At 60.0% G+C, this 15167-nt stretch carries 9 protein-coding genes and 2 pseudogenes; 3 read left to right on the forward strand and 8 right to left on the reverse strand.

Going from position 1 to position 15167, the window contains the following annotated elements:
- Nucleotides 1-533 precede the first annotated feature (533 nt).
- Nucleotides 534-1674 (reverse strand): annotated as a pseudogene (locus tag PV768_RS19975) (IS3 family transposase).
- 563 nt (nucleotides 1675-2237) lie between these two features.
- Between PV768_RS19975 and PV768_RS19980 the strand changes: the two are divergent.
- Nucleotides 2238-4406 (forward strand): hypothetical protein, encoded by a 2169-nt coding sequence (locus tag PV768_RS19980; protein ID WP_421093991.1) that lies wholly within the window; start codon nucleotides 2238-2240, stop codon nucleotides 4404-4406.
- A gap of 298 nt (nucleotides 4407-4704) precedes the next feature.
- Here the strand turns inward: PV768_RS19980 and PV768_RS19985 are convergent.
- From PV768_RS19985 to PV768_RS19995, 3 genes and pseudogenes are all read right to left on the reverse strand, one after another.
- Nucleotides 4705-4989, reverse strand: a pseudogene (locus PV768_RS19985) (integrase core domain-containing protein); the annotation flags it as partial.
- 81 nt (nucleotides 4990-5070) lie between these two features.
- The gene (locus PV768_RS19990) at nucleotides 5071-5988 is read right to left on the reverse strand and encodes a protein NO VEIN domain-containing protein (RefSeq protein ID WP_421093992.1); all 918 of its coding nucleotides are present in this window, start codon (nucleotides 5986-5988) and stop codon (nucleotides 5071-5073) included.
- A 72-nt stretch (nucleotides 5989-6060) separates the two neighbouring features.
- On the reverse strand, nucleotides 6061-9882 hold the full coding sequence (locus PV768_RS19995) for a sacsin N-terminal ATP-binding-like domain-containing protein (RefSeq protein ID WP_421093993.1): 3822 nt from the start codon (nucleotides 9880-9882) through the stop codon (nucleotides 6061-6063).
- A gap of 329 nt (nucleotides 9883-10211) precedes the next feature.
- Here PV768_RS19995 and PV768_RS20000 point away from each other — a divergent pair, with 329 nt between their 5' ends.
- A complete protein-coding gene (locus tag PV768_RS20000) occupies nucleotides 10212-10427 on the forward strand; it encodes a hypothetical protein (RefSeq protein WP_321213699.1) in 216 nt (71 codons plus the stop codon).
- A 564-nt stretch (nucleotides 10428-10991) separates the two neighbouring features.
- Here the strand turns inward: PV768_RS20000 and PV768_RS20005 are convergent.
- The 4 genes from PV768_RS20005 to PV768_RS20020 form a co-directional block, all read right to left on the reverse strand.
- A complete protein-coding gene (locus PV768_RS20005) occupies nucleotides 10992-11564 on the reverse strand; it encodes a hypothetical protein (RefSeq protein WP_321213700.1) in 573 nt (190 codons plus the stop codon).
- A gap of 41 nt (nucleotides 11565-11605) precedes the next feature.
- A complete protein-coding gene (locus tag PV768_RS20010) occupies nucleotides 11606-12037 on the reverse strand; it encodes a hypothetical protein (protein ID WP_321213701.1) in 432 nt (143 codons plus the stop codon).
- Entirely contained in the window at nucleotides 12030-13025 is a 996-nt protein-coding gene (locus PV768_RS20015; RefSeq protein ID WP_321213702.1) for a hypothetical protein, read from the reverse strand. Before PV768_RS20015 ends, PV768_RS20010 begins: the two co-directional genes overlap by 8 nt.
- Nucleotides 13026-13350: 325 nt before the next feature.
- Entirely contained in the window at nucleotides 13351-14289 is a 939-nt protein-coding gene (locus PV768_RS20020) for a PGN_0703 family putative restriction endonuclease (RefSeq protein ID WP_421093994.1), read from the reverse strand.
- 489 nt (nucleotides 14290-14778) lie between these two features.
- Between PV768_RS20020 and PV768_RS20025 the strand changes: the two genes are divergently transcribed.
- Entirely contained in the window at nucleotides 14779-15099 is a 321-nt protein-coding gene (locus PV768_RS20025; protein ID WP_321213704.1) for a hypothetical protein, read from the forward strand.
- Nucleotides 15100-15167 lie beyond the last annotated feature (68 nt).

Here is a 15167-nt window from a genome sequence, read left to right on the forward strand (position 1 = left end):
AATGAGCGGCCCCCGGAACCACAATCCAGGAGCCGCTCACCTACGCGCTATTGACAACCAAACCTACATATCAGAGGTTACGGGCACACGGCTACATGTAACAGCAGGTTCATTTCCATGAAGTTCCCTAATTCGCCCCAACGTTGAGCGCGCCCTTGCGGCGGATGTGCTAACCATCGTGTTTCCTTCCGACGAACCCCAAAACGTCGACCGGTCAAGGTTGGGCCGCTTGAGTTTTGCCGTGATCATATCGCTGTTCTGGGCCGCGTCGCGGAAGTGACGCCCCGTGTACGGTCCGGCCGTCAGGAGCGTTGCCTCCCGTCGGCGCGACCGCGTTTCGCATAACCTTAGACGCGCGGTTTAATTACGTAACGATTCATCGGCTGTAGACCTTCTCAAGACGGGATGGTGTCGACACGCGTCGTCAAGAAGTCCTGAAACTCAGCGGTGTCAACTGCCGGCTTGGGACTGCCCCCGGTTTTGTTGACTCCTTGACCTGCCCCAGGGATTGGTTACCACGTGAAGAATGAGTCTCAGGCTGTTTGGGATGGGTTCTGGCAGTGTAGCTCGTGCTCGATCGGAGTCCGATAGTCGATCCCCGAATGGCGGCGCTGGCGGTTGTAGAGAATCTCGATGTAGTCGAAGATCGCGTTGGCCAGATCGGTACGGGTCTTCCAGCGTTTCCTGTTCAACAGCTCGATCTGCATGCTGGACCAAAAGGATTCCATCATCGCGTTGTCATAGCCGTCTCCGATCGTCCCAAACGAGGGCATCAGGCCGGCTGAGCGGATCTTGTTGGTGAAGGCCCAGGACGTGAACTGCACGCCGTGGTCGGCATGGACAATACCGCCCGGGACGGGCCGCCGGTTTCTGATGGCCATGTCCAGGGCGTTGACGACCAGGGCAGAGTCCTGGCTGCTGTCGATCGACCAGCCCAAGATCCTGCGGCTGAAGGTGTCCATCAGTAGACCTTACCTTCCCTGGTGGGATGCTCGGTGATGTCCGTGACCCAGAGCTCGTTCGGCGACAGGCGGTGGAATTTGCGGCGCACAGGGTCATCGCTGGTTGCTATGCCTAGCAGCCGCTTGACCTTCGCCGGCCCGGGTAGGCCGGCAATTCCGGCCAGGCTCATCAGCTCCGCGACCAGATGCTCGCTAACGGTAACGTCCATGCCGCGTGTCAGCTCGGCATGGATCCGCCGGGAACCGTAGGTGCCGCGGCTGGCGGTGTGGACTTCCCGTATGAGCCCGGTCAGCCATTGCCGGCGCATCCGCGTCGGTGAGATAGGCCGGTTCCGGTACTTGTAGTATCCGGGACTGCTCACGCCCAGAAGCCGGCAACAGACCTTCGCGGGGAACCCGGCACCGGTAAGTTCTCCGATCACCGGGTGGATCCTTTTGGGTCCGGCCGGTCCTCACCGAGCAGCTTCGCTGCACGCTTGAGGATCTCCACTTCCGTTTCCAGCTGCCGGATCCGCTTCCGCGCTTTGGCCAGCTCGGTGCTCTCCGGCGTCGTCAGCCCTTGGCGTTCGCCACGGCCGATCTGGTCCTGACGGACCCAGTAGCAGGCCCCCTTCGCTGATGCCCAGTTCGATGGCAACCCGGCTTAGGGGTTTGCCGCCCGGACCAGGGCGACTGCCCGTGCACGGAATTCCGGTGGATAGGGTCTTGGCATGTCTGAAAGCCTCTCAGCGAGAGCCGGAAACTCAAACCCTTTCGGGTAACCAATCCCTGGGGCAGGTCACGAAGTCAACAAAAGCCGGGGCAGTCCCATTCGGCCGCTCACGCATCTGGAACACGCTATACATCTACGACGGAGCCTGGCGACCCATGCACTTGGCGCTTTTGCCGTTGAGAACACTAAAAATCTCACGGCCCACGGCCCACGACGGCGAACTCGTCGTTTGCTGTCCAGAGTCTCGCAGGACATTATGGTGAGCGCACCAACAGCTTTCACGATCGCCTGCCGAGGAGACCAAATCCGATGCCACATACCTGCAAGCCATTTTCATCTTGCATTTCAGCGGTTGGCAGGCGTATTAGATGACTCGCTCGAATTTTGACGGCGCCCAGCCTGGCTCGCGGACAATCTCTCGCTCGATCCGAAAAGCGCCGCTAGATGTACTTTGGCACATGGGACAAAGGGACCATAACGACCAGCAGTCGCGTGACGCGAACGAATGGTATTGGATAAATCGATTCGGTCACTCGCTAGTCGATCACTACAGTTCTGGGCTCATGGGCCAGACCTCCTACTATGCGGGACCTCTGACAGAAGAGGAGATCGATCGCCTGACATCGGAGGACCTGGCAATGCTCGCTGGCTCCGCAAGCGTGGTGGCGCGCACGACAGCCGCAGGCAGCGCGGCGACTCCTTCAAGCTCGCTCGAAAAGCTAGTCTTCGACTCCGAACGAGACGTCCGCAGGGCAGCGGGTCACAACCCCTCAACCCCCGCAGCGGTGATTCTGCGAATGCCTAGCCAAAACTCAGATGGCACGCAAAATGGTGAGGTCAGCGAGCATCGTCTTGAGTTTCTATGGGCCGAACTCGAGTCTGTCCCAGTCGATCGAGAACTCGCTCTAAAAGTCGCAGACGGCCGCTACGAGGATTTGCATCGCGTTGCACTTGCCCGAAAGAAGTCAGTTTCTGTGGATATTCTTACGAGGCTTGCTGCCAGTTACAGTTTGCCACCAGAAGCGGCATTAGAACTTGCTGAGAACAATCACATACAAGTTCGCAGCTCATTGGCGGCGAATAACTTGGCTACGATTCCAACGGAAGTTCTCGTGGATCTTGCAGACGACGCCGCACCCGAAGTACGGGCAGCCGCAGCGACAAACTACAAACTGCCGGACGACGTGCTCCTGCGCCTGCTCGATGACGAAAGCGCCGAGGTCCGTCATGCGGTGATTGTTCACGGTCATTTAAGCTACGACGTTCAGCATGACCTGGACGGTGAGGATGAATCGCGCCGTAGTCTTCAAGAGCGTCTGCGGTCACACAAATGGTCCGGGTACGGGCGCTACCCGGAGGATGATGGGGAGGAATCTCCTCGTGCAGCGTTCCTGCGCAAACTAGCTGGATCACCGTACGCGCTAACGCGTGCTGCAGTGGCCCAGAGTCCTGAAACACCTATCGACGTTCTCGAAGAACTCGCAGGCGACACCGAAGAAGAAGTCACTCGTGCCATTTCGTATGGGCTCGGATACGACACGGCCAACCGCTTCGTCGATGGGGGCTACAATTTCACCACGATTTGGTGGTACCGCCGGCGGTTGAGCAGGACAGAGTTTTCAAAACTTCTGAACTCTCCTATGGCTCTTCTCCGAGCCCTGGGAGCCGCTCGACATGAAGCCTTCCTTCAAGACGACCCCGAGGCGATGTCCAGGCTGGCACGAGACTCAGCTCCCATTGTCCGGGCTGCGGCGGCGACAAGCCCTTTCATTTCGTTTCTAGACCTCGTCGAATTGGCGAGTGACACGGAAGAAACCGTGCAGCAGGCCGCTTCGTCATCCATCATTGACTGGCTTAGACGGCAGCAGGAGCCGCATATCCCTTATGAACAGAGGGAACACTTCGAAAACAACTGGCTTGTCCGAATGGAATCGGTTCCAGATGGAGTTCCTGAGTTGCTTGGGAAGCCGAATTGGAACGAGTTACACATTGACCGTATTCCCGTAGGCTGGTTCGGGTGGTCTGTAGGAGACGAGGAGCTTGAGCTTCTGGCGAACTCCGGAAGCAGTGCCGTGCGCGCCGCGGTTGCCTCCTACCCTGGACCTCACGAGTCACGTTGCAGTTCGGCTCGCCTGACTCCGAAGGTGCTTGCTCTCCTGTTGAGGGACGAAGACAGCACTGTTCGCGAGCGCGCGCTCGGCAACACAGGCACGGCTGCTGTCAGCTTGGCTGCCTCCAGCGAAGCGCCAGCGGAAGCGCTGGTTCACTATGCGCGTTCGAGGAACCCTGACTTGCGCCGCGCGGTCGCGGCCAACCCGCTGACGCCGGGCCGTATTTTGGCGAACCTCGTGCGCGACACAGAGGACTCCGTCCGTGCGGCCGTTGCCGCAAACCTTGCTTCGCCGGGCGAAGCCCTCGTCGTCCTCGCTGGTGACCAGAGCGAGGAAGTTCTACTTGGGTTGCTGGCCAACGAGAATACTCCTCAGGCAATCCTTGAGCAGCTAGCCATCCGCCCGGCAGACTACGGGGAAGCCGAGCGGCATAGAAGGCTCGCCATAAACGCAAGTTCGCCCGCGCATGTCCTTGCCAGGATTGCATACAGTTGGTCGGGCGAAATTCGTGAACTAGTTGCAGGGAACCCGAACACGGCCGTCGGTACTCTGGAGATCCTGGCGTTCGATGAGAACCCGCGTGTGCGTGCTGCTGCGGAGCGTCGCCGCCAAAGAGATTGAAGGTGTTTGAGACCTGGTCAATGCCATGTGATTTACTTGCTTCATTCGCGGAACCCTACCCAGTAACCGGCGAAGCGCAGCGACCGATCAGGAACACGGAATGCTATCGGTCATCTCGAGCGGGTTCACGACGCTCCCAATAAGCTCAGGTTGTGCCCGTGAAGGCTAGACCTGCTTTCGAGAACCGCTGTCTGCGGTGTCCAAAGGCTCGATTGAGGGGCGCCACGTACTCGCGCAGCTTCGACCTCAGCGAGCATGAGGAGGGGACTGCCCCGGCTTTTGTTGACTCGGGGTCGTAGGCCGCTTTGAGCGCGGTCCGGTTGATTGTTTCATATTCGATGGGCGTGAGTTTTCCCAGCCGTCTTTGCCGTCGCCGGCGGTGGTAAGTCCGCTCGATCCACGTTGTGATGGACAGCCGGAGGTCCTGCCTGGTGAGCCACCGCTGACGGTCCAAAACGTTCTTCTGCAGCAGCGAGAAGAACGATTCCACTGCGGCGTTGTCCGCGCATGCACCGACCCTTCCCATGGATCCGGTGAGGCCTCGGTAGCGGAGCGTTTGGACGAAGCGGCGGGACCGGAACTGTCAATCAGATTTTCCGTACTCGGTCAGTTTAAAGTTGCCGCTTACAAACGGTGGACTTGGCCATCCTGCTCAGGTGTCGTCCTAGGCTAACGCGTCTTCCTCGTGTCGCAACTCCAGGGTGAGTTGATCGGCAGCGGCGAACTCGCGTACTCGTAGTTGAACGGTCCGCTTGCGTATGACGTCTTCCGATTTTGATGAGGCAAGTGTCCCGAATGGGTCTTGAACGGCTCTCACGAAGGGTGGGGCGTTTTCGAGATCCGCGCGAAGGTTGCCGACGAGGTAGAGCCAGAAGTGACTTCTTAGTTCGCCCCCGGCCGTCTTCCACTCGTTCCAACTCATGGCTTGAACTTGCGCGTCGACTCCGGACGACTTCAGCTCAATCATTCGATCGATGGAACCACCCTTGACGGTCAGAACGTCGAAGCCGGGGTAGAGCTCGCTGATGCCCTGCTCAGCGAGCTGGTCAAACACTTGCTCGACCACGGTGGACTGTTCGATAGCGGCTACGATCATCTCCGGCGAGCTGACGTCGACGATGAGCACGTCCGCATTCTCAGAGGACGTCTCTCCTGGGAGTACGACGGTCTTCTGCCCGACGAATCGTCGCTCCTCAAATGCGAAGGTTATACGCATGCCAAGTCGGTCAAGTTCGTTCAGGTCGGTGCCGGCGGCTGCCCTGGGCGTGCCTGAAGAATCACCCCCTTGGTCGCCATGTCCGTGACCTGCGGCTCCGAATTGACCGTTCCTTCCTGTGGTCTCGTGTTTGGGACCTGCTCCCTCGATGCGGATGACTTCTCCATCTATAAGGAGGTCCTCATAGCGGTGCAGCGGAATACGCGGAGCGGCACGGGTCGCAGCGGGAGGGGTTCGGTCTGGGTTCCCGGTGGCCGCTTCTGTTGACTCGCCGTCTGTCGTGTCGAGCTCGTTCCCTTCTGTGCGGTTTGCCAGTTGATCGACCTGATAAGCGGCGCGTCCGAGATCGACAAGGTCTTGCTGCACCTCCTCCAGCTTCTCCGCGGCGCCGGCCAGATCGAGTAGTTGCTGTCGCTGCGCAGGGTTCGCGTTGATGAACTATAAGAAGGTCTCTACAGTGTTGACCTCCAAGGTCTCTGCGAGCGCCATAGCCAAGGTATGAGCGTCCTCCGCTATTGGAGGCCACGCAGGGCCTGACCACACGGCGAATCCCTTGAATCCCGAGTCCTCCGAGCGGCGCACGTAGTACGTCCGCTGCGGAATCTGACCGAGGTTCTGACCGCGGAATGAACAGCTCAGACTGAGCGAATCCACGGGTTCCAACTTCTCAGCGAATTCGGTCAAAGCCCGACGGTCGGCCCCACTCCGGTCAGCTCGATCGGCACTGAGGCGAGCGAGTAGCGGTGCGACCAAGTCTCGGAGTCCCTGGCGCAAAGTACCGAGGTCGGATGCTTCAAGAGCCGTCTCGCCCGGCATCACCGACCACTCCAACGCGCTCTCAAGGAGCGGGGTTCCGAAGAGCTCGCGGAGCGGACGAAGCGCTCCCGGCTCGGCCTCAAGAACGAACAACGGTACCTTGTCCTGCACACCGCTCCGTTCTCGGCTGCCAGACACCGATGCGTACACGACGTCTCGGGCGGCGAGGAACTCGTACCCGGCCGCGGTGCGCGCGGCAAGCGGGGTGCCACTGAGTGGCGCCCCGCTATTCACCGTGCTGCCGACCAGGAGTTCGAACATTTGGCGGTAGATCGGCCGCAATTCCGAGCGCAGTGCCTGGTCGGTGATGCCCGACGGGTAGATGTGCGAAATGCGTACGCAGAGATCGTGTGCATCCTCGACGGTGAACGCGGCCGGAGTCAGCTCGCCGCGGACTTGTAGTTCGTCGAGGCAAGCGCGGAGTGTCGAGTTCGGCACCCCCGTCGGTTGTTTGAGGACAGGAAGGTAGTCGTCGGCGTCGCGCCCACTGCGGCCCAGGCGACGAACGAGCTCCTCGGATCGACGCCACGTTTGGTTTGGACGCCGCGGGCCATGGCTTGTGGGGCAAATCGCGTGGTGACGAAGTCGGTAGAGCCATAGGTCCGGGCCAGCATTGACGAGTTCTTCCGACGTTGCTCGCGAAGGAGGCGTCCTTGACGACGGCTGTTTGCCGGCTCGGACGAATGCCAACTCAGCCTGGGTGTGGCGGGCGTAGGTGGTCCAGTTGCGAACGAGGTGGTCGAGCAGTTCCTCGGCCACGTCGTTGTCCCTGCGGAGGGCGACCCTGGCGATCTCGTCGAGCCGATCAAGGTTGTGAACCTGGTAGAGATAGTGGTCCGTCGGCTCCCACCGTGGATCAGACGAGAGTTCGCCGATGAGATCTGCTTGGTATTCGGACCATACGTTGTCCAGGCCTGAGAATGCCCAGCCACCGGGGAGGCCGAGACCCTTCGTGTTCGTCCACCCGGTCCCGCTGTCATCGACGTCGTGAAAGTGGATCAGTCTCAAGCCTCGACTGACTCCGAGCCAGGCGAAAAAGTTGCGCCACCGATCGTCGACGGTTGTCTCCAGGGCTTCGTCGGTGTCGTCATCGAGGTCGACTTCTCCCTCGTCGGGATCGACTGTTGCATCACTCGCGTCGTCTTCCACGTTGACGCCGATGGTGGACGAGAACTCGGCGAACACGTCAGGCGATGCAAGGAATCGGATTTGCATGACCTCGCCCGCAGCGGCCATCGCTTCAACGATGGTCTCGACCGAGTCATCTCCAACCCAGTCGCTTCCGAAGTAGACCTGATGGGCCGGTGCCCAGGTCAGCTCGCCGGTGGCATCGGCTCGACACGGAACGTCAAGGCGGCTGAGATTGAAGAACGCTCGGTCCGAGCCAAGCCGCCCCATGGGGAGGGGCTGGTCGGGTTTGGTGGTTTTTCCGGCCAACCGACAGATCGTGGCGAGTGCTTCGATGGTGCGGTTTGACTCCCGCAACTCGGCATCGGCGGCCGTGCGCGTGAGTCCGGGGAGGACTGCGGCGCGCATGACTTCCTCGAAGCGGAACTCTTTGATGTCGAAGAGCGCATCCCAAGCCTTCACCTGGCGCTCCAGGACCGACCTCTGTTCGGTCCTGCCGAGGGTGCCCCAGCAGACCGCATGTGCGAGGAACTGCAACTTACGAAGGGGAAGTTCCTCTGCCGAAGAGCGCGGCGGGTAAAACGCACTTTCACTTTCCAGGGTTATCCGCCTGACGGTGCCATCGTCGTTCTCGCCGACAGGGAAGACCGGTTCCAGCCGGGCGCTTTTCTCCAAGGCCTGTCGATCCGCCGCGCCAGATCGTTCCCAGAGGAGCGCGCAGAGGTCAAGTACGGGGTCAACCCGATAACGAGAGTCGGGGCCTGGTCTTAACGCTGTCTTCCCTGTATCGAGGTTGTGCGCAAGGGCACGTAGTGAGTCAATCGGGCTGAGTGCCACCGACCCGTAGGCCGCACACACCCTGGCAAGCGATCCTTCACAGAACTCGGGATCAGGGAATTGTCTGCCGTTCACAACGCAGTCCGCCTTGAGCAGGTCAGCGAAGACGGACCCCTCCGCGTCGAGAACGGGCGATGGAAAAACCGCCTCATTGAGGGCGAGTTCATTCGGTCCTGATGGCAGGAAGCGGGCACCTTTCATTGCGCCGGCAATGGCGTCGGCGAGGAGTCCGCCGGCCGACCCGGAGTCGCTTTCGTCTCGATCCAGAACTCGCAGTACGTAACGTGGGCCACCCTCGGCAAGGAGGTGTGGCATGAGCGTCTGCACGAATGTCTCGGCTGCGCGGCGTACGAGATACCCGTTGTAGTTCGACGGGGTGTGCGCAATTTGAATGTGCTGGCGTGAAAGGTCGGTCGTGAAGGCCCCGTTGACCAGTAGCGAGCAGGGCGAAGGCTCCTGCGTAGGCAGGAAGACGTGAAAACGGCGGTCCTCTGTGTTAACCCGCGGGTCGTCGGCATCCCGGACTGCGACGGACACTTCGGTCACGTCCACGCCCTCCCATGCGGGCCCGGTCAAGCCATCGCGGTGGTCGCCGATTCGCACGTTGCCGTCGTGAGCTACCCAGTAGCGGTCACCCTCACCTTCACGGTTGACCAAGTCGACTCTGAAGAGGCCAGATTCGGTCAGGCCGACACACCGCTCGACGCCGGCGGAGGTCACTCGGTGCCTCTCCAAGAGCCACTGACGGTCTGACTTCTCGGTGGAGGTCGCAACCTCAATGACCACTTCTTCAAGGTGCTTGAGGAAGAGCACGCTGGTCATCGGAAGGTTCAACAATTGATGCGCGAGTGCGGCCTTCTGTTCGGAGCTGACGCGTTCGTGGAACGGGAATCGAAACGCGCTGTGATAGCCGGCTGCTCGGAGTTGGTCCCAAGTCTTGTGCACCTCGGTGATCGCCCATGGGAAGCGCATCGCTGGCACCGCTCGGACCTTGCCGCGATCAAACTCCTTCCATAGCAGAGACACCTGCGCTTCCGCTTGCTCCCGTCCCAGTCGGAAACTCACCGTCTCGGAGTAGGCCTCGGGGCTGTCGGTGATTTCGAGGACAGACTTGAAGCCCAACCCCTTGTGACCGATGCTGGCACGCTTGGGGCCGTCTGACTGGGCCTTGGAACTGGCTCCCAGGCCGCACAGTCCCCGAATATCGGCGTCGGTGAAGGGGCGCCCCGTGTTGGCAACCCAAAGCTCCGTGTCGGTGAGTCGAAACAACGCCCTGTCCTCGGTCTTGGCAACGCCAACCAGTGCGTCATCCGCGTTCTGAAGGAGCTCGTACACGAGACGTCCGCGATAGTCATGGGCAACTTGCGACTCCTGACTAACGTCCTCTTGGAGCCGGCCCTGTGACTCTCGGTAAACAGCGAGGTTCTCGCGGCAAATGCGCTCCAGGACGTCATCAGGCAAGGTCGTCGTCGCAGTCATGTACGCCATTCCACCACATGGTTCCGACAAAGGGGACTGCCCCCCGGCTTCTTCCGCCTCCGCTCGCACTATCCAGCCCCGACACTAGAGCCGCACGTACCCAAAGCCCCTGCCCGGACGAACGCGTCGGAAGGCGGAGTGGCAGGCGCCCCGTACCGGTCAGATAGCTTCGCTGGACCACTCCGGGGAGACTGGGAGCAGTATCGCGACCCGGACATTATAGAGCCCGGCCTTAAAGCACATTCGGCGACCCAGGACAAGCTGGCCGACGCGCTGGGCCTGCATGGGCTCACACTGCTGTCGCCATTCGCCAGCAGTGCAATTTCGACTTGGCCTGGCAATTGGACGACGGCACAATCGGCATCGCTGAGGTGAAGAGCAACACCGAGGACAACGAAGTCCTCCAGATTCGGCACGGTCTGGGTCAGGTGCTTGACTACGGCTACCGAATGAAAGACCGCGGCTTCCGTCCGAAGCTCTTCCTCGTTCTGGAGCGGAAACCCAAGGGCAGTCACTGGCGGGACTTATGTGCCGCTCATGAGTGACCCTCACGTGGGGCCATCTCTTCCCTGGCATCTTGTGACCACGGTAGGCCAAAAGGAAGAAACCGCTCCTCTAACGGGAGTTGACGAAACGGAGCATTGCGGCGTCGGTTCTTCATGTCATCTTTAATTTGTTCCGAATGAGTACCTGCCTGAGGTCTGAGCGGCGCAGGAATGAACCGCTACAAAACGCCGCCGGGGGCCCAACCAGTTAAAGAAAAAAGGCCATCGGGAGATGGCCTTTTAGCGCCTTGTAGGGCCGGGTAAATGACGTTCAAGCAATAAGGAAGGCCCCCGAAAAGTTACGGGGGCCTTCGATATTTATTGTCGTTTTGGTTGCGTTACAGATTCAAGACGGTCTGGAGTGGCTTCCGTTGCGGACTTGTCCAACCTCATCGGGGTAGTCAACCGTATCGTGCATCAGGTGTATGCGGTCTCATTAGGCGGCCACTTCCGTTACAGATGCAAATCCGTGTGCAAACTACGGAATGGGAATCCGCGCAGCTTCCTGCACCAGCGGATCGGAGATCATCATTGTGGGGCACTAAGTGACTTTGATGCCTGGCTTCAGCACCCCTTTGCCGCTATAAGTTTGAAGAGACCTTGATTCGGAAACTTTTTGGGCGCGTCAATATTGGCGAACGGGGGAAAATGTCGGACGTTGGACTTTCTGAATTCGGCAATCATGAGACTTTCTATATCCGCAGCGGTTCCTTCGGGGAGGCATTTCCAGCAGATCAGCAAGCTGTCCCTATCGGCAATGCGCCACACCAGACGTCCTCCGAAGTGATTCGCCCCGCCGCTAAACCCGCAGCTTTGGAACTCTCGTACACGGTTGGCCAACCCGTTTCGCCGCTCCCCTTCTTCACCCCTGAGGGGAGCCTTGCCGATGTAGAGAATTTCGGGGTTCTCCTCGGGCCATCGGCCAGCTACAGCTTCCGTGCTCATGACCGGTAGACGGGGATTGGGGTGGTCGTCTTCGATGAAAATCGGCCTGGTTCTGCTGGGCCGCACCACCACGTACACGCCCTCAACGTCAGCGCTCCCCCGGGGGCCGAGGACGTCAACACGAGTCAGAGTCTTTAGCCCGATGAAACCCTGGAAGTGAGCCGCCTCAAGGCCAGCACGTGAGTAATCCATAGAATCCCCTCATTCATTTGCACCGGCTGAGTCAACCAGGTCTAGAACTCGAAGGTGGTGTTCGGGTCGGCCATGGCCCGCTGCAGTTCGCCAATATTGCCGATGTCCGCCAGTGGCGATGTCCGGGCAACTTCGACGATGCCCCCGAGGACTGCCTGCATGGCTGGCACGTCGCCGGCCGCAACCGCCACGTCAAGACTCTCGAAGAGTCGTTTATGCGTCTCGTGGCGCTCCTCGTAGGTCCGGTCCAGGTAGTATCGAAGGGCGTTCTCGGATGCTTTGATCCTCGCGACCTCGGTCTCCCGATATGTCTTGAGCTTCTCGCGTTTCGTGCTCTCCGTCTCGTGGATGTGGATCGCCTCGCGCAAAAATCCCACGATCTCGTTGAACGCGCCGAGCGCATCAGCGGAGCTGACCCGATCCACCGCCGGCGGCAGCACTTTGCCCTCGTGTACGCGTTTCTGATCAGTCATCCGTGGCCTCCGTGGTTGTATCGCGGTATCTAAACGTGAGTTGTTCGGTAGTCCCATCGAGGCTGCCGTCCTCGCCAACGGCTGGCACGCTGATAACTTGTCCCACCGCCTTAACGAGCGTAAAGGCGACAAGGAGCCGCTTGGCGTGAAGCTCGCTGGTGGAGTCGAACGGCTCGGACTCGAGAACGTCAATCGCCTCCGTCGCCTGGGATACCAGATGGCTGAGGACTCCGTCCTGCTCCCGCCCCCACTCCTGCACCCCGCGGTGGAGCTCGTCCTGCACATCGAGCTGCGCTATCGCGACGTCGACATTTGTTCGGTGCTCCTCAGCCTGGCTTAGTGCTTTGGTTCCATGCATCTTCACCGTGACACCGGCGCCGAGGAGACTCACTCCCGCACCTGCGACATTGAGCATGAGCCCGCCCAATTCCATGCCGCCACCGCCTGAAACGTAGCTTCCGCCGCCGAAGAATGCCAGTATGGCCCGCTCTGCCGCGGCCCCGTTGAGGGTTTTTATTCGGGTCCCGGTACTGGCGCGCGCAAACTCTTTCGCCGCGGCAAGCAGGGCAACCCGTGTTGCGGCGCTGGCGGCTACAGGGCCGCCGAGGCTACCGACCCATCCCACGACGTCAGGGTAGATCGTGGGCCTTTCTCGGACGTGAGTGTTCGATCCGTCGACTCCGTCGAGGATAGGGCGCTCTTTCGTTCGAACCTGCATGCCCTGCCTCACGAGGAAGTCTTCCATCCGGACGATGACATCGCGCTCAGCCCGTTCCTGCGTCTGCCCAAAGGCCTGCAGCACTGCATCCGTGCGATCGGCCTGGGCGAGGTGGAGGACCTTGCGCTTCTCGTAGCGTGCCGAGTGTAGCCCGATCTGCTTATTAGCATCCCGGATCTGCACGCCGCCCTGGGCGCCGAAAAAGAGGCCGGCGCTACCAGTGAGAGAGCTCGTTATGACGATCGCGAGCGGGACAATCGGTAGAACCACAGCGGGCACCTCCAGGACGGGACTACGAAGCGATCGCAGGCTCTGTGATCGTACAACAGCAGGACGAACTGGGCCTGTCGCCGGGTGCTTATGCGCATCGAAGCTGGAAGAACTACGCGGGCACCGGCACCGGGCCGCCCTGCGACATCGCGAGAAAGATACTTGGATCGACCAGCTCTGGTCGATCCAAGTATGTAGCGTCCAGGCTGTTAGAACCCTATCCAGAATGGGGGCTACAACGCTTAATGAGAAACGAGGTTCGCTTCTCTCTAGGCGGATCAGAATCCAGCCAGGGGTTGAAGCCCTCGGCGCCTGCATCAAACATCTACCCCATAAGGTCGCATTCCTGCAGGAATTCCTGCCACAGTGACTCGCTGACGCTTTCACTGGCATAGCGCACGCGCAACTCGTCGCAGATCTTGAGCGCAGCCGCGCTTGGGGCTGTCGAAGCCATTGCCGAAACGAAGTCACTGAGTTGGAAGCCAGCCAAGCCACTAGGATTGTCCAAGCTCTCCCCGTATTCATCGAGAATTGAGGTGGCAGCGAGATCTGCGGCGTGGTGCACCACGACCAAGGCAGATTCGTACTTCGATCCTTGACTCTGCCGAGCGTACGCCATACCCAGGGCGTGACACCGCGCCAACCGATTCATTGTTGTCGAGTTGAGCACACCCTCTTGATCGGTCCATAGCGAGGTTGACACGCCCAACTCGATGTATCGCTCGTTCCGGTGTATCGCGATTTTGCGACTGTTCATTCGGTCCGTGTACTTGACTTCGACGACGACGGCAAGAATCCCCGCTTCTGTCTCGAACTCAATCAGGGTATCGACCCTCGTCCTGTCGCCAAGCAGCGCGGCGGGACTTGCCGGCGCATACTCGATGGCACAAGCACGTACCGTTAGCAGGTCATCACGATGCAGCAGCTTAGAGAAGCAGGCAAGCAGCCACGTCGGATTGGCTTTCAACGAGGCTAGCAGGTTAATCGTCAGCGTCTGACTGGAGGTCAGGTACTGCAGGCAACGAACTGGATCCACACCCCAGCCTTGCTTGCGACGAGCCAAATACTCCACATGTGCCAGGTTCCCAACAAAGTTTCGGCCCTCTTTGGCCTCTCTTTCTGGCAACACGCTGCCAAGAGGTTTCGGCGAGCGGCTTTCTAAAATCCCATAGCCCTCAATGCCCATGATGTTTAGGCGCAACCATGACTGGTGGAAACGAACACGGCGGGCAAATCCTCGTTCTCCCGGTAGCAAGGGACCCAAGCCCTGATCCAGGAGCCAACTGTCTTCAGCGTTGGCTTACTTCAAGGACGTCGCCCCCATCAATGACAAGCTGGGACTAGGGCCGATCGCGCCAAGGCAAAATTGCTGGCCTCTCACTCACCCGACAAACGGTTGTCATATCAGTTCCCGCTCACTTCTGCGTCGGTCTACTTGCGGACTCAGATACAGGGGCTGATCTCCAAGCCGGCGTTCAGGGCCAGCCGTGCGGCTGCACCTCTCCGGATTCGACTGTAGTAGTCGCAAAGTAACTCGGCAGAATCGGCCCTCATAGGCATTCCCGGGCCATGGCACACAGTTGCCACCCCTGAGCTGAACGGGAACGCCGGCTAGGTGCCTGCAGCAGGAGGTGGTTACTAGGAACACCAGGCCGGGTGCCGACTGCGCCGGAAATCTGGCTATGGCGGCACCGCCGACCCGGATAAAATAGCGTTTCCCCCGCCCCAGCCGCACTAAGGATCTCCCGCACAAATGACTCATGAGGAACCAGGGCTCTTCGACCTGCCCGCGGCAGCACCCCCTTCTCTAGTCATCGAAGACGTTCCGATCTCTCCCGAACAGATCGCGAGCATCCGAAGTGCCTTTGACACTGCCGGAATCGCCGATATGGCTGAACGCCAGGAGGTCATTCAAAGCTGCGTCATCCGAAGGATCTCGAACATCCGGGAACTGTATTCACGCGACGTTCGCCAGGTGCTGGCACGCATTGAGGGATGGGGTAGCAAGTCCGAACCTACCTCCGGCTCGGCTTGGGACAACCGGGAAGAAGACACCTGGATCGACAAGCTCTAGGCTCCCCTGACCGAAACCCCGCAACTCGCCGGCCACGGGCGAGCCAGGACCGTAAACACACCTCGCAA

The sequence above is a fragment of the Pseudarthrobacter sp. CC4 genome (genome assembly GCF_048957775.1).
Lineage (GTDB): Bacteria > Actinomycetota > Actinomycetes > Actinomycetales > Micrococcaceae > Arthrobacter.